This is a genomic window from Saccharothrix lopnurensis (genome assembly GCF_042658445.1).
Lineage (GTDB): Bacteria > Actinomycetota > Actinomycetes > Mycobacteriales > Pseudonocardiaceae > Actinosynnema > Actinosynnema lopnurensis.
Genome location: NZ_JBHSQO010000069.1, coordinates 1 through 19,586, shown reverse-complemented (window position 1 = coordinate 19,586; position 19,586 = coordinate 1). Strand labels below are relative to the sequence as shown.

Annotated in this window: 18 protein-coding genes and 1 pseudogene; 5 read left to right on the top strand and 14 right to left on the bottom strand. The window is 75.1% G+C overall.

From position 1 onward, the window contains the following. Positions 1-14: 14 nt before the first annotated feature. Positions 15-2,033, bottom strand: coding sequence for an MMPL family transporter (locus tag ACFP3R_RS35685; RefSeq protein ID WP_380643084.1), 2,019 nt, complete (start codon positions 2,031-2,033; stop codon positions 15-17). Between the two features lie 75 nt (positions 2,034-2,108). On the opposite strand from ACFP3R_RS35685, the gene ACFP3R_RS35680 reads away from it, so the two are divergent. Together ACFP3R_RS35680 and ACFP3R_RS35675 are read left to right on the top strand one after the other, a co-directional pair. Next, positions 2,109-2,564 carry a MarR family winged helix-turn-helix transcriptional regulator gene (locus ACFP3R_RS35680; protein ID WP_380643082.1) on the top strand — a complete coding sequence of 152 codons (456 nt, stop codon included), beginning with the start codon at positions 2,109-2,111 and terminating at the stop codon, positions 2,562-2,564. 59 nt (positions 2,565-2,623) lie between these two features. Next, on the top strand, positions 2,624-3,769 hold the full coding sequence (locus ACFP3R_RS35675) for a glycosyltransferase (protein WP_380643080.1): 1,146 nt from the start codon (positions 2,624-2,626) through the stop codon (positions 3,767-3,769). Positions 3,770-3,787: 18 nt separating this feature from the next. On the opposite strand, the gene ACFP3R_RS35670 is transcribed toward ACFP3R_RS35675, so the two are convergent. The 12 genes and pseudogenes from ACFP3R_RS35670 to ACFP3R_RS35615 form a co-directional block, all read right to left on the bottom strand. Next, a complete protein-coding gene (locus ACFP3R_RS35670) occupies positions 3,788-5,134 on the bottom strand; it encodes a sensor histidine kinase (protein WP_380643077.1) in 1,347 nt (448 codons plus the stop codon). Then, a complete protein-coding gene (locus ACFP3R_RS35665) occupies positions 5,131-5,325 on the bottom strand; it encodes a hypothetical protein (RefSeq protein WP_380643075.1) in 195 nt (64 codons plus the stop codon). Before ACFP3R_RS35665 ends, ACFP3R_RS35670 begins: the two co-directional genes overlap by 4 nt. Before the next feature lie 111 nt (positions 5,326-5,436). Next, positions 5,437-6,075 carry an ABC transporter ATP-binding protein gene (locus ACFP3R_RS35660; protein ID WP_380643073.1) on the bottom strand — a complete coding sequence of 213 codons (639 nt, stop codon included), beginning with the start codon at positions 6,073-6,075 and terminating at the stop codon, positions 5,437-5,439. Next, positions 6,072-6,872, bottom strand: a complete 801-nt coding sequence (locus tag ACFP3R_RS35655) for an ATP-binding cassette domain-containing protein (protein WP_380643071.1) — start codon at positions 6,870-6,872, stop codon at positions 6,072-6,074. Before ACFP3R_RS35655 ends, ACFP3R_RS35660 begins: the two co-directional genes overlap by 4 nt. After that, positions 6,869-7,708, bottom strand: coding sequence for an ABC transporter permease (locus tag ACFP3R_RS35650; protein WP_380643069.1), 840 nt, complete (start codon positions 7,706-7,708; stop codon positions 6,869-6,871). Before ACFP3R_RS35650 ends, ACFP3R_RS35655 begins: the two co-directional genes overlap by 4 nt. After that, a complete protein-coding gene (locus tag ACFP3R_RS35645; protein WP_380643114.1) occupies positions 7,705-8,703 on the bottom strand; it encodes an ABC transporter permease in 999 nt (332 codons plus the stop codon). The genes ACFP3R_RS35650 and ACFP3R_RS35645 overlap by 4 nt, the downstream gene beginning before the upstream one ends. After that, positions 8,697-10,292 carry an ABC transporter substrate-binding protein gene (locus tag ACFP3R_RS35640; protein WP_380643067.1) on the bottom strand — a complete coding sequence of 532 codons (1,596 nt, stop codon included), beginning with the start codon at positions 10,290-10,292 and terminating at the stop codon, positions 8,697-8,699. The genes ACFP3R_RS35645 and ACFP3R_RS35640 overlap by 7 nt, the downstream gene beginning before the upstream one ends. 93 nt (positions 10,293-10,385) lie before the next feature. Continuing rightward, positions 10,386-11,468 (bottom strand): ABC transporter permease, encoded by a 1,083-nt coding sequence (locus tag ACFP3R_RS35635; RefSeq protein WP_380643065.1) that lies wholly within the window; start codon positions 11,466-11,468, stop codon positions 10,386-10,388. Further along, positions 11,465-12,343: an ABC transporter ATP-binding protein gene (locus ACFP3R_RS35630; RefSeq protein ID WP_380643063.1), complete on the bottom strand. Its 879-nt coding sequence runs from the start codon at positions 12,341-12,343 to the stop codon at positions 11,465-11,467. Before ACFP3R_RS35630 ends, ACFP3R_RS35635 begins: the two co-directional genes overlap by 4 nt. Before the next feature lie 74 nt (positions 12,344-12,417). After that, positions 12,418-13,098: a response regulator gene (locus ACFP3R_RS35625; protein WP_380643112.1), complete on the bottom strand. Its 681-nt coding sequence runs from the start codon at positions 13,096-13,098 to the stop codon at positions 12,418-12,420. Further along, the gene (locus tag ACFP3R_RS35620) at positions 13,095-14,390 is read right to left on the bottom strand and encodes a sensor histidine kinase (protein ID WP_380643061.1); all 1,296 of its coding nucleotides are present in this window, start codon (positions 14,388-14,390) and stop codon (positions 13,095-13,097) included. The genes ACFP3R_RS35625 and ACFP3R_RS35620 overlap by 4 nt, the downstream gene beginning before the upstream one ends. Positions 14,391-14,673: 283 nt before the next feature. Beyond that, positions 14,674-15,399, bottom strand: a pseudogene (locus tag ACFP3R_RS35615) (phosphotransferase); the annotation flags it as partial. 78 nt (positions 15,400-15,477) lie between these two features. Here ACFP3R_RS35615 and ACFP3R_RS35610 point away from each other — a divergent pair. Next, positions 15,478-16,269 (top strand): alpha/beta hydrolase, encoded by a 792-nt coding sequence (locus ACFP3R_RS35610; protein WP_380643059.1) that lies wholly within the window; start codon positions 15,478-15,480, stop codon positions 16,267-16,269. On the opposite strand, the gene ACFP3R_RS35605 is transcribed toward ACFP3R_RS35610, so the two are convergent. Continuing rightward, positions 16,253-16,969 carry a TVP38/TMEM64 family protein gene (locus ACFP3R_RS35605; protein WP_380643057.1) on the bottom strand — a complete coding sequence of 239 codons (717 nt, stop codon included), beginning with the start codon at positions 16,967-16,969 and terminating at the stop codon, positions 16,253-16,255. The two genes, ACFP3R_RS35610 and ACFP3R_RS35605, sit on opposite strands and share 17 nt — an antisense overlap. A 52-nt stretch (positions 16,970-17,021) precedes the next feature. Here ACFP3R_RS35605 and ACFP3R_RS35600 point away from each other — a divergent pair, with 52 nt between their 5' ends. Both ACFP3R_RS35600 and ACFP3R_RS35595 read left to right on the top strand, forming a co-directional pair. Beyond that, the gene (locus ACFP3R_RS35600) at positions 17,022-18,104 is read left to right on the top strand and encodes a hypothetical protein (RefSeq protein ID WP_380643056.1); all 1,083 of its coding nucleotides are present in this window, start codon (positions 17,022-17,024) and stop codon (positions 18,102-18,104) included. Positions 18,105-18,218: 114 nt separating this feature from the next. Then, positions 18,219-19,442, top strand: a complete 1,224-nt coding sequence (locus ACFP3R_RS35595; protein ID WP_380643054.1) for an SGNH/GDSL hydrolase family protein — start codon at positions 18,219-18,221, stop codon at positions 19,440-19,442. Positions 19,443-19,586: the final 144 nt, after the last annotated feature.

The following is a 19,586-nucleotide window of genomic DNA, read 5'->3' as shown; positions in this document are numbered from 1 at the left end:
CCGGGCGGGGCGACCTAGTCCTTGCCGCGCGCCAGCGCCGACGGCCACCAGATGCGCCGCCCCAGGTCCATCCCCAGGGCGGGCACCAGCAGCGACCGCACCACGAAGGTGTCCAGCAGCACGCCGAAGGCGACGATGAACGCGAGCTGCGCCAGGAACAGGATGGGCAGCACCGCCAGCGCCGAGAACGTCGCCGCGAGCACCACGCCCGCCGAGGTGATCACGCCACCGGTCACGGTCAGGCCGCGCAGCACGCCTTGACGCGTGCCCAGCTCCGCCGCCTCCTCGCGCACGCGCGTCATGAGGAAGATGTTGTAGTCGATGCCCAGCGCGACCAGGAACACGAACCCGAACAGCGGCACGACGGGGTCCGCGCCGGGGAAGTCGAACAGGCCGTTGAACACCAGCGCGGCCACGCCCGTCGTGGCCCCGAACGACAGCACCACGGTGGCGATCAGCAGCAGCGGAGCCAGCAGCGACCTCAGCAGCAGCGCCAGCACCAGGAAGATCACCAGCAGCACGATCGGGATGATCACCAGCCGGTCGCGCTCGGAGGTGTCGCGCGTGTCGAGCTGGGTCGCGGTGGGCCCGCCGACCTTCGCGTCCGCGTCCGGCACCGCCCGCACGGCCTCGCGCAGCCGCTCGACGGTGGCCAGCGCCGCGTCGGAGTCGGCCGGGTCGGTCAGCACGGCGTCGATCCGGACCAGTCCCCCGGCCTCCCCGGCGGGCCGCACCGCGGACACGCCCTCGACGCCGCCGGCGGCCTCGCCGACCGCCTGCGCCCGGTCCGCGTCGGCCAGCACGATCGCGGGCGAGCCGCTGCCGCCCGGGAAGTGCCGCGACAGCACCTCCTGCCCGGCCACGGAGTCGACCTCGGTCAGGAAGACGTCGGACTGGGCCGTGCCGGACGCCTTGAGCTGCGGCACGAAGGCCACGCCGACCAGCAGCACCAGGGTGGTGACCACCCAGGTGGCGCGCGGGCGGGCGGCGACCAGGCCGGCCACCCGCGCCCACAGGCCGCTCGCCTCGGGGTGCGGCGAGCCGAACCCCGGGCGCAGCGGCCAGAACGCGGCGCGGCCGAGCAGCGCGAGCACGGCGGGCAGGAAGGTCACCGAGGCCAGGAACGCCGCGGCGATGCCGATGGCCGCCACCGGCCCGAGGCCCTTGTTGGAGTTGAGGTCGCTGAACAGCAGGCACAGCACGCCGAGCACGACGGTGCCGGCGGACGCGGCGATGGGCTCGATGGTGGCGCGCCAGGCGACCCGCACCGCCCGGTACCGGTCCTCGGTGTCGCGCAACTCCTCGCGGAACCGGGAGACCAGCAGCAGGGCGTAGTCGGTGGCCGCGCCGAAGACGAGGATGAACAGGATGCCCTGGCTCTGGCCGTTGAGGTCGATCACACCGCCGTCGGCCAGCAGGTACACCGCGAGGCTCGCCAGCCCCAGGGCGAACACGCCCGACAGCAGCACCACGAACGGCAGCAGCGGGCTGCGGTAGACCAGCACCAGGATCACCGCGACCACCGCGCCCGCGACGAGCAGCAGCAGGCCGTCGATGCCGCCGAACGCCTCCTTCAGGTCCGCGACCTGCGCGGCGGGCCCGGCGACCAGCACGGTCAGCCCGTCGGGCGGCGCGGTCAGCCGCGACCGGAGCTCCTCGACCGCGCCGGCCGGGTCCTCCGGGTCGACCACGACGACCACCTGGGCCGTCTGGTCGTCCCGCTCGGAGGGGATGACCGGGGACGCCTCGCCGGGCCACTCGCGGCCGCCGAGCCAGTCCCGGTCGGCCTGGGTGAGGCCGGAGGGGCGTTCGGCCACCACGACCGCGGGCAGGCCCTGCCCGGCGCCGAACTCCCGCACCCGCTCGGCCACCTCGGTGGCCTCGGCCGAGGCGGGCAGGAACGCGGTGTTGTCGTTGACCGAGACCTCGCCGAGCTTGCCCGCGAAGGGGCCGGAGAAGCCGCCCAGGGCCAACCAGGCGACCGCCACGAGGGCGGGCAGCAGCCAGCGGGTGCGGGAACGGGTGGCGTGCACGGGAGAATGTCCTTCCGGAACAACTTAGTTCGATGATCTGATGGTTCGACGATCGAAATTTTAAGGGGAGGGCGCATGGTCGACAACTCGACCCTGGTCAGGTTGCTGCGGCAGCTCACGGTCGAGAGCGACCGGTTCGCGGAGCTGTTCGGCGAGCGGCAGCGGATGCACCGCACCGACCTGAACGCACTGGCGCTGATCATGGACGCGCGGTGGGGCGGCGAGCCGATGTCGCCGAGCAGACTGGCCGAGGCCATGCACCTGAGCGCGTCCGCGACCACCTCCGTGCTGGACCGGCTGGAGGCGTCCGGGCACGTCGAACGCACCCGCAGCGCGCGGGACCGACGTAAGGTCGAACTGCGGGTGAACCAGAAGGCGCTGGACCTCGGACGCGCCTTCTTCACCCCGCTCAACGAGGCGCTGACCCGGGCCTGGGCCGGGTTCGACGAGGCCGAGAAGGAGGTCGTCGCGCGGTTCCTCGCGGCGAGCATCGAGGCGACCGTGGCCGTGCGGACCGACCTGGCGGAGTGACCCACCTCTCAACCGAGAGTAATTCACCCGCCGTGGAAAAGCTGAGTACCCTCGAACCGGTGAAGATCCTCTTTTCGAGCCTCGGCTCGCACGGGCACACCTACCCGCTGATCCCGCTGGCGGCCGCCGCCCGCGACCTGGGCCACGAGGTCCTCTACGTCACCTCGGCGGCCTTCGGCCCCGTCCTGGAACGGGTCGGCGTCGAGCACCTCACCGGCGGCCCGGAGCTGGGGGCCGCCTTCGCCGAGGCCACAACCGGCCTCGACGCGGAGGGGCCCCGCGAAATCCCGCCCGAGATGTTGGCCCGGATCTTCGGCTACCTCCTGCCGCGCGGCTTCGCGCTCGACCTCAAGCCGATCATCGCCGACCGGCGGCCGGACCTCGTGGTGCACGAGGTGGGCAACCCCGGCGCGGGCATGGCCGCGCAGGTGGCCGGCTTACCGGCCCTGTGCCACGGTTTCGGCCGCGTGTGGACGGGTGACGACGACCTCGTCCGGCACGCCGCCGGCCTGATCGCCCAGGTCGCCGACGAGCTGGGCGCGAAGGCCCCCGGGAACGACCCCATGCTGATGGGCAACCCGTACCTCGACATCTGCCCGCCCTCGGTGCAGGCGCCGGAGTTCCTGGCCTCCACCGAGCGGATCGAGCTGCGGCCCGTGCCGTTCGCGGAGCCCGGCGAGCTGCCCGCGTGGGTGACCGGGCACCGCGAGCCGCTGGTCTACCTGACGCTGGGCACCGCGTTCGGCGACGTGGAGGTGCTGCGCACCGCGATCGGGGGCCTGGCCGGGCTGGGCGCCCGGGTGCTGGTGGCCGCCGGTCCCACCGTGTCGACCGAGGTGCTGGGCGAGGTGCCCGACGACGTGGTGGTGCTGCCGTGGGTGCCGCAGGCCGACCTGCTGCCGCACGTGGACCTCGTGGTGCACCACGGCGGCAGCGGCACCACCATGGGCTCGTTCGGCGCGGGCGTGCCGCAGCTGCTCCTGCCGCAGGGGGCCGACCAGTTCAGCAACGCCGCGGCCGTCACCGAGGCCGGGCTGGGCGACCGACTGCTGGGCGGGCAGGTCACCGCCGAGGCGGTCGCCGAGAAGGCGCGGCGCCTGCTGGCCGACGAGGCCGTGCGCGAGGCCGCGAGGGCGATCGCCGCCGAGGTGGCCGCCATGCCGTCGCCGCACGAGGTGGCGGCCACGCTGCCCCGCTACGCCTGACCGGGCCGGGGCGAGGGGTCAGCCCGAGGCCACCAGCCGGTCCGCGACCGGCAGCACGGCGGCGAGCCGGAACCCGCCGCCGCGCAGCTCCCCCGCCGTGAGGTCACCGCCGAGCACCGCCAGCCGCTGCCGCAGCCCGGACAGCCCGTGCCCGGTGGACAGGCCGCGCCGGGGCTCCCCCTCGCCCCCGTCGTCGACCACCTCCACCTCCACCCGGTCCCCCGACCAGGTCAGCCGGACCTCTGCGCTGGCGCCCGCCCCGGCGTGCTTGGTGACGTTGGTCAGCCCCTCCTGCACCACCCGGTACACCGCGAGGTCCACCCCCGGCGCGACGGCGCGCGGCTCGCCCGCCACCCGCAGCGCCACGTCCACGCCGACGGCGCGGACCGGGTCGAGCAGGCGGGGCAGGTCGGCCACCCCGGAGCACGGCCCGTCGAACTCCCCCGGACCGAGCGGGTCGGGCACGCCACCCGGGTCGGGCAGACCCCCCGACCTGCCCGACCCGGCCGTCCCACCTGCTCCACCCGGCGCGCCTGCTCCACCCGGCGTGCCCGACCCATCCGCCGCACCCGACCCGGCCGCCCCGCCCGATCCCCCCGACCCGACCCGGCCTCCCGACCCGACCGGCCCGTCGGTGCGCAGCAGCCCCAGCATCCGGCGCAGCTCCCCCATCGCCTCCTCCCCCACCTGCCCGATGGTGTCGAGCACCCGCTCGGCCCGCGCCGGGTCGCGGCGCAGGACGCGGCGCCCGCCCGCCGCCTGGAGCACCATCACGGTCACCGCGTGCGACACGATGTCGTGCAGCTCCCGGGCGATCCGGGCCCGTTCCTCGACCACCGCCTGCCGCGCCTCCAGTTCCCGGCGCGCCTCCAGGTCCTTCGCGTGCTCCCGGCTGATCCGCACCCACCTGCCGGCCGCCCACACGGACAGGGGCAGCACCATCAGGTACACCCCCGCCACCACCTCCACCACGAGTTCCTCGAGGTTCCCGACGTGGACGTCCTCGAACGCGAGCCGGACGGCGCACGCCAGCGCGCCCGCCAGCGCGCCCGCCGCCACCTCCTTCCGGCAGCCCACCGCGGTGGCGAACAGCGCGAGGTAGACCACGACCAGGGGCTGGAAGTCGACCCCGGTCAACGGCTCGGCCAGCACCGCCAGCGCCAGCACCACCACGAACACCGCCGCCGGTCGCCGCCGCCGCGCCAGCAGGGCCGCGAAGATCAACGCCAGGTACCCGACCGAGGACCAGAAGTGCGGGTCGTCGACCCGCAGCGGGGCGGCGGAGTACAGCGTCAGGTCCATCACGCAGGCGGCCACGGCCAGCGCGACGTCGGCGGCGATCGGCCGGAGGCGCCCCCCGGTCATCCGCAGCGCTTGCACTCCGGCACACCGTGCGCGGCGCAGACACCACGGGCCGGGCTCCCGGGCGGGGCCGCCTTCCGCTCGGGTGCGGCGGGCGCGGCGGGCTCGGTCGAGCGGGCGGCGCCCCGGTCCTCCTCGACCGGCCGCACCTCACCGGAGGTCTGGCCGGCCACGACAGGTTGTGCTCCCGACATCGGTCACTCCCTTGGTTGGTCCATTGAGGTCAGCAACGAGGAAATCACCACTCGACCGGCCAATCGTCCAACCTGCGGTGGACCTTTGGGGGTCCCCGCCGAGGATTACCACTATCCAGTGACAACCCAATCGGGTGACACCGCGAGGTCGGCGAAGTCCAGCACCCGGTCGGCCACGGCCTCCAGCAGCGGCCCGTCGTGGGAGATGGCGAGCACGCCGACACCCCCGGCGCGGACCCGCGCCAGCAGCAGCCGCCACACCTCGGCCTGGCTGATCGCGTCCAGGCTCGCGCTGATCTCGTCGGCGACCAGGAACCGCGGCCGGGCCAGCAGCGCGCGGGCCAGGGCGACCCGCTGCGCCTCGCCGCCGCTGATCTCGTGCGGGAAGCGGTCGAGCAGCTCCGGCGGCACGAGGGTGGGGTCCACCGCCGCCGACCCCGCCTCGGCCAGCACCGCGCCCACCTTCCACAGCGGGTCCATGGCCAGGTGGGCGTGCTGGTGCACCACCTGCACCGGGTTCGGCCGCCCGGCCCGGCGGTCGGGCCGCGGCGGCGCGCCGTCGACCTCCACCCGGCCGCGGCCGGGCGCGACGAGCCCGGCCAGCAGCCTGCCCAGGGTGCTCTTGCCCGCGCCGCTGGGGCCGTGCAGCCCGACGACCTCGCCGGGCTCGACGGTCAGCGACGCGCCGCGCACCACCCACGGCTGCCGCCGGCCGTAGCGGAACCAGACGTCTTCGGCGAGCAGGGTCACGGGTCCTCCGGCAGGTGGAAGCCGTTGGCGGGCAGGGCCCGCCACAGCGCGCGGGTGTACGGGTGGGACAGCGCCGCGCCGTCGTCGCGGAAGTCCGCCGGCCGCGCCTCGTCCACGGTGCGGCCGTCCCGGCAGATCACCACCCGGTCGGCGACCTCCAGCGCGGCGGTCAGGTCGTGGGTGATCAGCACCACGGCCCGGTCCTCGTCGGCGATGCGGCGCAGCTCGGCCAGCACCGCCCGGACCGCCTCGGGCGGCAGGCCGGGCGTCGGCTCGTCCGCGAGCACCAGCGCGGGGCTCGCCATCATCGCCATGGCCGTCAGCACGCGCCGGACCATGCCGCCGGACAGCTCGTGCGGGTGGCGGCGCGCCACCTCCGGGCCCAGCCCCCGGTCCGCCAGCGCCACCGACGCGGACAGCCCCGGGTCGGGCCTGCGCGCCAGCTCCGCCGAGCGCCGCACCTGCCGCCCGACCGGCGTCACCGGGTCCAGGAACGTCACCGCCTGCGGCAGCAGGGCGGTGCCGGAACCGGCCCGCGCCCGGCGGGCCGCCGGGTCCAGCGCGACGCCGTCGAAGCGGACCACGCCGCTCTCCTCGGCGTTGGGCGGCACCATGCCGAGCACGGCGTGCGCGAGCAGGCTCTTGCCCGCCCCGCTCGCCCCGACCAGGGCGACCAGCTCGCCCCGGTCGGCGGTCAGGTCCATCCCGGCCAGCGCGACCACCGTGCGGCGGCGCAGGCCCCGCTCGTACTGGTGGAACGACACGGCCAGCGAGGAGACCTCCAGCAGCGGGCTCACGAGTGGTGGCTCCTCGGGTTCAGCAGCGAACGCAGGTTCTCGCCGATACCGTCGACCGCCTTGACCACCAGCAGCAGGCACAGGCCCGGCAGCACGGCCGGCCACCACGCGCCGGCGGACAGGAAGCGCATCGACTCGGCCAGCAGCACGCCGATCGACGGCTCCGCCGGGTCCACGCCCAGGCCGAGGAACGACAGCGCCGCCTCGTGCAGGATCGCGTGCGGGAACAGCAGCACCAGGCCGACCAGGAACTGCCCGACCAGGTGCCCGGACACGTGCCGCCGCGCGATCCACCACCGGCTCCGGCCCAGCTGGGCGGACACCACGATGAAGTCCGAGCCGACGACCTGCCGGGCCTGGCCGCGCAGCACCCGCGTCAGCGTCGGCCAGTGGGTGACCGCGACCGCGACCACCACCGCCTCCGTGCCGCCGCCGAAGGCGAACGCCAGCAGGATCAGCAGCACCAGGTGCGGCAGCGCCAGGAACAGGTCGACCAGCCACCCGACCACCGCGTCCACCCTGGGCCCGCCGACGGTCGCCGCGCAGGCCAGCACGAGCGCGATCAGCGCCGACAGCACCGCGGCCGAGGTGCCCACCACCAGGCTCAACCGCAGCCCGGCCAGCACGCGGGCCAGCACGTCCCGGCCCAGCCAGTCGGTGCCGAACCAGTGCCCGACCGACGGCGCCCGGTTGCGCTCGGCCAGCCCGGTGGTCTGCGCGGCGTCCTCCGCGACCGTGCCCGCGACCACCACGGCGACCACGAGCAGCGCCGACGCGCCGAGCTGGGCCAGGGTGCGGCCGCGGCGGTCCAGCCGGGGCAGGGCGGTGGCGGTCACGTGCGCCTCCCGGCGTCGGCGAGCGCGGCCCGCGGGTCGACGGCGGCGTGCACGCGGTCGCCGACGGCGTTGCCCGCGAACACCAGCACCGTGGTGAACAGGGCGATGCCCAGCAGCAGCGGCACGTCCTGGCCGAGCGCGGCGGTCGTGGTGGCCGCGCCGAGACCGGGGTAGGAGAACACCTGCTCGGCCAGCACCGACCCGCCGAAAAGCTCGCCCAGCGAACCGAACTGGAGCAGCAGCGCCGGGGCGGCCGCGTTGCGCACGACCCGGTGCCGCACCAGGCCGATCCCCCGCTCCCCCTGCGCGCGGGCGAACGCCACGTGGTCGCTGCCCATCGCCTCGATCACGGCCTGCCGGGTGTGCAGCACGACCGGGGCGACGCCCACCACGCTGAGCGTGATCGCGGGCAGCGCCAGGTGGTGCAGCCGGTCGAGCAGCCCGACCTCGGCCGCGGGCACGCCGATGGGCACCGCGCAGCACACCGGCGCCCAGTTCAGCGACACCGCGAACGCGTACAGCAGGAGCAGCCCGACCCAGAACGTCGGCGCGGAGGCCAGCGTGTAGGACCACCAGGTGATCACGCGGTCGGCCGCGCGCCCCCGCCGGGCACCCGCCACCAGGCCGAGCGCGAAGCCGAGCACGCCGGACAGCAGCCAGGCCAGCGCCATGAGCGCCAGGCTGGTGAGGAACTTGTCGCCGATCACGTCCAGCACCGGCTGGTTGAACGTGGCGGAGAAGCCGAAGTCGCCCCGCACGAGGTTGCCGAACCAGGACAGGAACCGCTCGGGGGCCGGGTCGTCCAGCCCCCAGCGCTCCGCGATCAGCGCCCGCTGCTCCGGGCCGATCGCCGCCACGTCCGCGCCGACGTAGGCGGCGACCGGGTCGACCGGGGAGTTGACCATCAGCGCGAAGGACGCCACCGCCACGGCGGCCAGCAGCAGCACCAGCCGCGTCAGCCGCCCGGCGGCGCCGCGCAGCGCCGGGATCAGCACGTCCAACGCCAGCCGGTGATGCCCCAGGTGATCGGCCAGCCGTGGCCGTGCGGCTCGACCTGCACCGGGCCGACGTCCAGGCAGGAGTCGACGAAGTAGGTGTGGTCGAGGTTGACCAGCCAGGCCCATGCCGCGTCGGCGGCCGGGCCGAAGCCGCGCTGGGCCTCCCGCCAGTGCCGGGTGGCCTCGTCGGCGTCGGTGGCCGCCATCGCCGCGGCCAGGGCGGCGTCGACCTCGGCGTCGTCGTAGAAGCCGGGGTTCCAGCTCTCGACGCCCGCCTGCGCCGACGAGTACAGGTTGTACATCTCGGTCGGGTCGTGGCTGCCCCAGCCGAACAGCACCGCGTCGGCGTGCATCCGGGTGTAGATGACCTCCCAGCTCTCGCCCTTGGGCGTCACCGCGATGCCGACGGCTTCGAGCATGTCGGCCGCGGCGAGCGCGAGCCCCTGCCGCAGGGAGTCGGTGGCCGGGTAGAGCAGGGAGAACTCTGCCCTGACGCCGTCGCGCTCGCGGGTGCCGTCGCCGTCGGTGTCGCGCCACCCGGCCTCCTCCAGCAGGCGGCGAGCGGCGTCGGGGTCGTTGTCCGGGGCGGCGGTGGCGGGCTCGTACCAGGGCAGGCCGTCGACCGGGCCGGTGGCGGGGCGGCCGTACCCGTCGAGCACACCGTCGACCAGGGCCCGGCGGTCCAGGGCGGTGTTGACCGCCCGCCGCACCGCCAGGTCGGAGGTGACGTCGTTGCCGACGGGGTTGCCGTCGTCGTCGGTGCGGCCGTCGGCGGGCAGGTAGGGGAACATGATGCCGCGGTTGTCGACCGACTCCACCCGGTGCAGCTCCATGCCGGGCATCGCGGTGGAGGCCAGCGACGAGGGCAGCGCGGCCACGTCGACCTGCCCGGAGCGGGCCGCCGCCAGGGAGGCGTCCTCGCCGGTGAACACGAACACGACGCGCTCGAAGGCGGGCTTGGCGCCGTAGTAGTCGTCGTTGCGGCGGACGATGAGCTGCTGCCCCTCGTCCCACTGCTCCAGCACGAACGGCCCGGAGCCCACGGGCCGCCGCGCGTAGTCGGGCCCGTGGGCGTGCTCGGGCACGATGCCCAGCGACACCAACCGGTTGACGAACGTGCTCTGCGGCCGGCTCAGGCGCAGCTCCACGGTGTCGTCGTCGACGGCCACGGCCTCGTCGAGCACGGTGACGTCGGTGAGGCCGCCGCTCTTGGCCGCCGTGGTGAAGGTGTAGGCGACGTCGCGCGCGGTGACCGGGCGGCCGTCGGAGAACCGGGCGTCGGCGCGGAGGTCGACCGTCCACACCAGACCGTCAGGGCTCACCGAGTGGCCGGTGGCCAGGTCGTTGGTGACGCGCAGGTCGGCGTCCCGGGTCAGGAGCGTGGACTGGAACAGCGGGTTGCCGTAGCGGCCCCAGCCCAGCGTCGGGTCGTAGCCCTCCTCCGACTCGCCGCCGATGGCCAGCCGCAGCTCGGTCGGCGCCGGGCCGCCGGTCGCGTCACCGCTGGAACAGGCCGTGGTCACCGGGCCCGGGGCGGTCGCCGTGACGACCGCCCCGGCCACCAGCCGCCGGGTAGCTCCACGCAACCCAATCGCCCCCTCAATGCTGTTGCTAGTGGTTCGCAACAATCATAGATAGGCAACAGGGCCGCGCGGAATCCGGAACCCCTCGGGACCTGGTCAGTCCTGCCGCGCCCACGCCTTGGACAGCTTGACCTTGCCGCCGGTGCGCAGCAGCGACCCCTCGTAGAGCCGGGCGGCCAGCAGCACGATCGCCACGACCGAGCAGGCCAGCACGGCGAGCGACAGCAGCGCCTCCCACGCCTGCGCCTGCCCGGCGAACAGCCGCACCGGCATCGCGACGGGCGCGGAGAACGGGACGTAGGACAGCACGCCCATCACCGCCGAGTTGTCGGCGAACGCCAGCACCGCGAAGTACGGGCCCATCACCAGGATCATGACCACGCCCATGGTCGACCCCAGGTCCTCCTGGCGGCTGACCAGCGAGCCCGTCACCGCCCACATCGAGGCCAGCAGCACGAACCCCAGCAGCAGGAACGGCACGAACCAGCCCAGGGCCGGGGCGACGACCGCGAGCAGCTCGGACTGGTCGCCCAGGCGCAGGGCGATGGGCGTGGCCAGGGCGAGCACCACCACCTGCCCGATGGTCAGCAGGGTGTGCCCGGCGATCTTGCCCGCGAGCATGGCCCGCACGGGGATCGTGGACACCAGGATCTCCACGATGCGGGTCTGCTTCTCGGTGACGGTGCTCTGCGCGATGGCCGCGCCGCCCATCCCGAACATCATGAACACCAGGGCGAACACCAGGATGACGACGAACCGCTCGTCCTGGCCGACCTCGGCCTGCTCCAGCAGGTCCACCGGCGGCGCGGTGGCCAGCGCGGCCACCACCTCGCCCGGCGGCTCGGTCAGGGCGACCACGCGCACCCCGGTGGCGGACTCGCCGGTGGTGTCCGGCACGACCGCGGCGTCCACCTCCTCCGCGCGCACCAGCTCCTCGGCCGCGGCGACGTCCTCGACCTGGCGGACCTCGAAGTCCTCACCGGCGAAGGCCCCGGCCGCCTGCGACCCGACCAGGGCCACCGGCGTGGCGCCGCCGCCGAACACCGCGGGCAGCACGGTCAGCGCGAACAGCCCGACCAGCATCACGGCGAAGCCGATCCAGAAGCCCTTGGTGCGCACGAGGACCTTGACCTCGCGCTCGGCGACCAACCGGGTCGCCTCGGTGAACGACACGCTCACATCGCCTCCTTGAAGATCTCGTCCAGCGTGGGGACCACGGGGCCGAAGGCGCGGACCGCGCCGCGCTCCAGGGCCGCGCGCAACACGTCCTGGTCGTCGCCGCCGTCCAGCTCGAAGACCGCCCGCGGACCGTCCAGCTCGACCACGCGGACGCCCGGCAGGTCGCGCACCCAGCCCGCGTCGGAGGACACGACCAGCTCGTGCCGCCGCGTCCCGTACCGCTCGCGCAGCTCCTCCCGCGTGCCGCTCGCCGTCACCCGGCCGCCGGAGATGATGACCACGTCGTCGCACAGCTGCTCGACCAGCGCGAGCTGGTGGCTGGAGAACAGCACCGGCACGCCCGCGGCGGCGCGCTCGCGCAGCACCCCGAGCACCACCCCCACCGCGATCGGGTCCAGGCCGGAGAACGGCTCGTCGAGCACCAGCACCTCGGGGTCGTGCACCAGCGCCGCCGCGATCTGCACGCGCTGCTGGTTGCCCAGCGACAGCGCCTCCAGCTGGTCGCCCGCGCGGTCGGCGAGGTCGAGCCGGTCGAGCAGGCGCTCGGTGTTGGCGCGGGCGGTGGCGCGGTCCAGGCCGTGCAGCCGGCCCAGCCACGCGATCTGGTCACCCACCGCCATCTTCGGGTAGAGACCGCGCTCCTCGGGCATGTAGCCGAACGAGGGTCGCTCCCCCTCCCGGACCGGTCGCCCGCGCCAGGCCACCTCGCCGCCGTGCGGTGCGAGCACCCCGAGGACGATGCGCATGGTCGTGGTCTTGCCCGAGCCGTTGGCGCCGAGGAAACCGGTCATCCGCCCGGGGCGGACCTCGAAGGTCACGTCGTGGAGCACCCGGTGGTCCCCGAAGCTCCGGCTGATCGCCGTCACAGTCAACACGACCGGAACGCTATGCCGTGCCGCACCCGCCCCGCGTCCTCCGCGGGACCCACCCGGCGGGTCCTCCGCTCGACCTACCCGCGGCCGTCGCCGGGCTGGACGATGCCGCGCTCGTAGGCGAACACCACGGCGTGGGTGCGGTCGCGCAGGTCGAGCTTGTTGAGCACCCGGGAGACGTGGGTCTTGACCGTGGTCTCGCCCAGGTGCAGGGCGCGCGCGATCTCGGCGTTGCTGGCCCCGCGCGCCAGTTCCACCAGCACCTCGTACTCGCGGTCGGTCAGCTCGGGCGGCCGGTGGGCCGGCGCGGTCCCGGTCCGGTCCCGGCCGTGGAACTTCGCGATGACGCGGCGGGTCACCTCGGGTGAGAGCAGCGCGTCGCCGCGGGCCACGATCCGGACGGACTCCACCAGGTCCTCCGGCGAGGCGTTCTTGAGCAGGAAACCGCTCGCGCCCGCCCGCAGCGCCTCGAACAGGTAGTCCTCGCGGTCGAACGTGGTGAGGATGACGACGCGGGCGGTGTTGCCGGGCGCGCCGAGGACGCGGCGGGTGGCCTCCAGCCCGTCGACGCGCGGCATCTGGACGTCCATCAGCACCACGTCGGGCCGCAGCCGCTCGACCAGTTCGACGGCCCGTTCGCCGTCGCCCGCCTCGCCGACGACCTCGATGCCGTCCTCCGTCCCGAGGATGACCCGGAACCCGGCGCGGACCAGGTCCTGGTCGTCGGCGAGCACGACGCGCAGCGGCCGGTCGGTCACGGGAGGTCCTCCTCGGCGGTGGTCGGCAGGGTCGCGCGCACCAGGTAGCCCTTGCCCTTGCGCGGGCGGGCTTCGAGCTGCCCACCGTGGACCGCGACGCGCTCCCGCATCCCCACCAGGCCGAACCCGGGCGTGGTGGCGGGCACGGGCCCGCGCCCGTCGTCGGCGATCTCGACCTCCAGTGCGCGGTCGAGGTAGCGGACGCGGACGTCGACCCGTCGCGCGGCCGCGTGCTTGACCACGTTGGTCAGCGCCTCCTGCACCACCCGGTAGGCCGACAGGGCGACGCCGTCCGGCACGGGCCGGGGCTCGCCGTAGGTCTGGTGCGCCACCTCCAGCCCGGCCGAGCGCGCCGTGGCCACCAGGTCGGGCAGCCGGTCGAGGGCGGCCAACTCGCCGTCCGGCGCGTCCTCCGCGGTCGGTTCGGCGCGCAGCACGCCCAGCAGCCCGCGCAGCTCGGCGATCGAGCCCCGGGCGGTCTGCTCGACCATCAGCAGCGCCGAGCGGGCCAGCTCGCGGTCGGTGTCGAGCACGCGCCGCGCGGCGCCCGCCTGGATGCCCATCACCGACACGTGGTGGGCGACCACGTCGTGCAGGTCGCGGGCGATGCGCATCCGCTCGGCCACGAGCGCGCCGCGGGTGTTCTGCTCCTGGGAGCGGCGCAGCTGCTCGGCGCGGTGCTCCAGTTCCGCCCGCCGACGGGCGGACACCCAGGCGGTGTCGCCGATGACGTAGGCGGACAGGAAGTACAGGACGTTGAAGCCGAGTCCGTAGAGGACGGACGCCAGCACCGGGTCCAGGGGCCCGGTGACGTCGCCGTAGTCCTGCGGCGGTCCGATGAGGAACCGCACCAGGTTGAACCCGAGCCAGGCGAACATGGCCACGATCACCCCGATCCGCGACCACCGGGCGAGCACGCGGCTGCGCTCCCACGCGCCGGAGGTGTAGATCGCGGCGAACAGCGCCACCGAGGGCACGAAGCCGTCGCCGACCTGCCGGATCTGGGCGGCGATGAACAGCACGCCCACCACGAGCAGGACGGCGAACGGGAACCGGCGGCGCACCACCAGCGGGGCGGTGACCGCGACGCTCCAGAACAGCTGCTCGCCCAGCGAGGGGGCCCGGCCGAACGCCAGCGTGCCCATGCTGTTCACCAGGACGGTCATCGCGAGCGCGCCGGCCATCACGCCCACCGCGAGCACCACGTCCCGGCGCTGCTGGGCCGGGGTGGGTCCCGGTCGGCGCCACTCGGCCCAGCGGGGCTCCGCGCCGGCGGAGTCCGCGGTTGCCATGGCGACAACCTAACCGATGCGCTCCGCGTCGCCGGACGACCGCGCTCCGTGCTGCTGTCCGGGCTCCGGCCCCTCGTGCGCCCGCTGCCTCCGCGCCCGCCTCCCCGCCCGCCGCCTCCCCCTCCTCCTCCACGAGGCGCGCCAGGGTGCGCCGCCCCAGCCCGCTCATCACCGGGTTGCTCGCGGCGTAGTACCAGACCAAGCCCATCGCCTGCTGGAAAGCCCACCCCCGGCCGCGCGCCCACTCGTCGTCACCGCAGCCCAGCTCCTCGCGGAGCACCCGGCGCGGACCCGCGTCGAGCAGGTGCCAGGCGCCGACCAGGTCCAGCGCGGGGTCGGCCGGCCCGAGCCCGCCCACGTCGATCACCCCGGTCAACCGCCCGCCGGCGACCAGCACGTTGCCGGGGATCAGGTCGCCGTGGGTCATCACGTCGGGTGCGTCGCCGCGCGGCAGCGACCGCAGGTCCGCCCACAGCCCGCGCAGCCGCGGCACGTCCAGCAGGTGTTCGCTGCGCCGGAAGCAGCTCTCCAGGTACTCGTCGTGGGACCTCAGCTCCCCGCCCCGACCCCGGCCCCGGAACACCCGGCCGCGGGTGTCGATCGCGCGCACGCCGCGGACGAACGCGGCCAGGTCGCGCGCGAACGCCACGGACCCGGCGGCGCTGTCGGGCGTGGCCGGCGCGCCGGGCAACCAGGTCCGCACCGACCAGGGCAGCGGGTAGCCCGCGCCGGGTCCGCCCAGCGCGACCGGTTCGGGCGTGCGGAACGGGGTGCGGCCGAGCAGCTCGCGGGCGGCGTCGGCCTCGGCCACCAGCTCACGCCGGACCTCGCCCGGGTCACCGGGCCGCAGCGGGAAGCGGGCGGTGAGCCCGTCCCCGACGCGGAAGATCGCGTTGACGGTCCCGTGCGCGGCGACGTCCCGCACGGGCAGGTCCCGCCAGCCGGGGAACTGGTCGGCCACCAGCGCGCGGGCCGTCGCCGCGGTGACGGTCAGCTGGTCGTCGTGCATGTCCACCGGGGCAGCCTCGCCCGACCCGATCACCGGCCGCAACCGGGTACCGCGGGTGGGCCGGCCCATGATGGTCACGTGCGCAGGCGCGTGTTGCCCGGGGTCGCCGCGGCCGTCATCATCGTGGTCGTGGTGCTCGGCAGCGCGTTCGCCCTCCAGCGCAAGCTCGTGTTCCTGCCCTCGGGCGGTCCGCCGCCCGCCGCGGCCGACGTGCTGCCCGGCGGTCGTGACGCCACCCTCGCCACCGCCGACGGCCTGAGCCTGTCCGCCTGGTACTTCCCGGTGCCCGGCGCGCGGGCCGCCGTGCTGGTCGCGCCGGGCAACGCGGGCAACCGGTCGATGCGCGCGCCGCTCGCCGCCGCGCTCACCGCCCGCGGCCTGTCGGTGCTGCTGCTGGACTACCGGGGCTTCGGCGGCAACCCCGGCTCGCCCACCGAGGCGGGCCTGGCGCTCGACGTCCGGGCCGCGCGCGACTTCCTGGTCACCGAGACCGGCCTGCCGCTGCTGTACTTCGGGGAGAGCCTGGGGTCGGCCGTGGTCGCCGAACTGGCCGTCGAGCACCCGCCGGTCGGGCTGGTGCTGCGCTCGCCGTTCACCGACCTGGCCGCGGTGGGCCGGGCGCACTACCCGTTCCTGCCGGTGCGGTGGCTGCTGCTGGACCGGTTCCCGACCGCCGAGCACGCGGCCGTGGCCGGCGCGCCGGTCACCGTCGTCTACGGCTCGGCCGACTCGGTCGTCCCGCCGGGGCAGAGCCGCGCGGTGGCGACGGCGGCGGGCGGGCGCGCGGTGGAGGTGCCGGGCGCCGACCACAACGACCGGGTGCTGCTCGACGGCCCGGACGTGGTCGCGGCGGTCACCGCGCTCGCCTGACCCGGAGCAGCGCGAACCCGACCAGCGCGGGCAGCGCCACCGCCGCGCCCGCCAGCAGCCACTGGCCGGGGGTCATGGTGGTCAGCGACGCGCCGGTGGCGGTGTAGACGGCCGTGGCGGGGACCACGCCGAGCGCCGTGCCGGCCGCGAACGAGCCGACCCGCACGCCGGTGAGCCCGGCGGTGTAGTTGACCAGGCCGAACGGCACCACCGGCAGCAGCCGCAACGCCACCACGGCGGCGAAGCCGTGCCGCTCCAGCAGACGGTCGACGCGGGCGAGGCGGCCCTCGCCGGGCGGGACCTGGTCGGACCGGATCTCGCCGGACCGGATCTCGCCGGACCGGGCCTCATCCGGCCGGACCTCATCCGGCCGGACCACGTCGCGCCCGAGCCCCCGCGACAGCGCGAAGCCCCCCAGCGCGCCCAGCGTCACACCCACCACCACCACGCCGGCACCGAGCCACGGCCCGAACAGCACACCGCCGAGCACGCTCAACACCGGTTTGGGCACCAGCACCGACGACCCGGCCGCGCAGACCGCCACGAACACCAGCGGCGCGGCGGGCCCGGCGGCCTCGACCCAGCCGCGGACCTCGTCCACACCGGGCGTGACCCCGCTGGCGACGCCGACCGCGAACAGCGCCACGAGCGCGACGAGCAGCACGAGCCGGACGACACCCGCACGCGACCGCCCGTTCACCCCGCCCAAACTACTTGGCCCGGTGGTCGCCCCGCGGGATGGTGGAGGGGTGATGGGGGACTTCGCGGACGCGGTCGAGGTGCTGGGGGTGTCCGGGCACCCGGGTGGGCTGGTGGTGCGGCGACCCGAGCTGAGCATCGGCGTGGTGCGGGTGGTGTCGCGGCCGTCCGGGCTGGAGGTCGAGGTGCTGGCGCGGCAGCCGCTGGACCGGCGGGACGCGACCCGGCGGCAGCGCGAGGTCCGCGAGGGGCGCGTGGTCCCGCCCGCGCCGCGCGTGCTGCTGCCCCAGCACGACGAGGGCCTGGAGCTGCGCCTCGGCGTGCTCGGCGACGACGGGCGGGCGCGCTGGGCGTGGCCGGTGCGGGAGTCGGACTGGACCGGCGACCACCACACCGGCGAGTTCGGTCCCGAGCACCACCGGACCTTCCTCCTCCCGCCCGCCTTCGACGAGGTCTCGCTGGTGTTCGCCTGGCCGGGGATCGGGTTCCCCGAGACGGTGGTGACCCTGCCCCTGCCCGACCGGGGCACCGTCGAACGCGACGCCCGCCCGATCTGGGACGCGCCCGTCGCCGCCGTGCCGACCACCACGGGGTTAGCGGACCGGGAGGCCCGCCACGTGGGCGCCGTCGCCGTCGAGACCGGGGTCACTGCGGCCGCACCACGGGTCCTGCACCGGGGTGGGCACGCGGCGGTCGTGCTCACCCGGCTCGCCGCGGTGGAGCCGGGGCTGCTGGCGGCGTACGTGGTGGGCGTGGCAGGGGACGTGGCCGGGGGTCGGGTCGTGGACGACCTCACGGCCCCTCGGGGAAAGCCCTCGCCCGACCTCACGGCCCGGTGGGGAGAGTCCCCGTCCGACCTCACGGCCCCGGACGGATCCCGGCCCGACCTCCCGTGGTCCTCGCGGGGCGGCCCCGGTCCCGGCCTGGCGGTCGTGCGCGGCGCGGAGGCGTTCTGGCTGTCCCCGCACTCCGCGGAGACCGCCGGGGGCTCCGGGCGCGTGGTCACCGACTCCCGGTACGTCTTCGACGCGCCCACCGGCGGCGTGCTCGACCTGCTGGTCACCTGGCCTGCCGCCGGCCTGCCCGATGCCGTCGCCCGCATCCCGCTGACCCCGCCAGTGGATGCTGAACGTTAAGCAACTGCCACTCAGCGCAACTCCTCCACCGCTCGTCGTGGCCTGCTTGACCGGTTAATTCGGCCGCTGCCACCGTCGGCCCCGCCACCAACGACGACCGGCGAGGAGACCCCCATGCCAAGACACCTGGGAAAGCTGACCGTGATCGCGGCGCTCGCGGCCACCACGGCGGTGCAGCCCGCCGCAGGCGCGCACGGCCGGGACTGGGTGGCCGCGTGGGCGGCGAGCCCGGTGGTCGGCAGCGAGATCCCCTGGAGCTCGTGCCCGGCGGGCGAGGGGCTGGCCGACCAGACCGTGCGCAACGTCGTGTTCACCAGCGCGGGCGGGAGGTCGGTGCGGGTGCGGCTGACCAACGCGTTCGGCACCGGACCGCTGCGGGTGGGCCGGACCTCGGTCGCGGTGCGGGCGGCCGGCGACGCGGCCGTGCCCGGCACCCTGCGCGCGGTGACGTTCCAGGGTCGGCGGGAGGTGGTCGTGCCGCCGGGCCGGGAGGTCTTCAGCGACCCCGTTCGCCTGGACGTCGAGGCGCTGTCCACGCTGCTGGTCAGCGCGTACGTGCCGGAGGCGACCGGGCCGCTGACCAACCACCCGTTCACCGCCCAGGGCAACTACCTGGCCCCGGGCGACCGGACCGGCGCGGTGTCGGGCGGGTTCGCGGACACGCCGTGCTGGATGGTGGTCAACGGGGTCGACGTGGCGCCGTCCGGGCGGGTCGCGGGCACGGTCGTGGCGTTCGGCGACTCGATCACCGACACGGCCAGCACGACCGGCAACGCCAACCGCCGCTGGCCGGACTTCCTGGCCCGGCGGCTGGACGCGGTGTGGGGCCGGACGCTGTCGGTGGTGAACGCGGGCCTGGGCGGGAACCGGCTGCTCGCCGACCGGGAGGGCGAGCCGTTCTACGGCGTCGCGGGCGTCACGCGGGTGCGGCGCGACGTGCTGTCGCAGACCGGCGTCAAGGCGGTGATCATGCTGCTGGCGGTCAACGACATCGGCTACAGCGCGTCGGCGGCGGACCTGATCGCGGGGCACCGCGAGGTGATCAGGCAGGCGCGGGCCGCAGGGGTCGACGTCTACGGCGGCACCGTGCTGCCGTTCAAGGGCTCGTTCGTCTGGACCGAGGAGCGCGAGGCGACCTGGCGCACCCTGAACGACTGGATCCGCACGTCCGGCGAATTCGACGGTGTGGTGGACTTCGCCGCCGCGACCGCGGTGCCGGGCGACCCGACCACGCTCAACCCCGTTTACGACAGCGGCGACCACCTGCACCCGAACGACGCGGGCACCGAGGCCATGGCGAACGCGGTGGACCTCTCCGCACTGCTGGGCAGGCGCTGACCCCGTCACCGAATTGCGTGCCGAAAATGTGAATCCGAATTCTGGAAACGGGTGATGCCCTGCGGGGGCACCTGGATCGCAGGTGCCCCGCAGGGTCGGTTCACCGGGCCGGTCGGCCGTCGATCAGGGGAGGATGCTGACCAG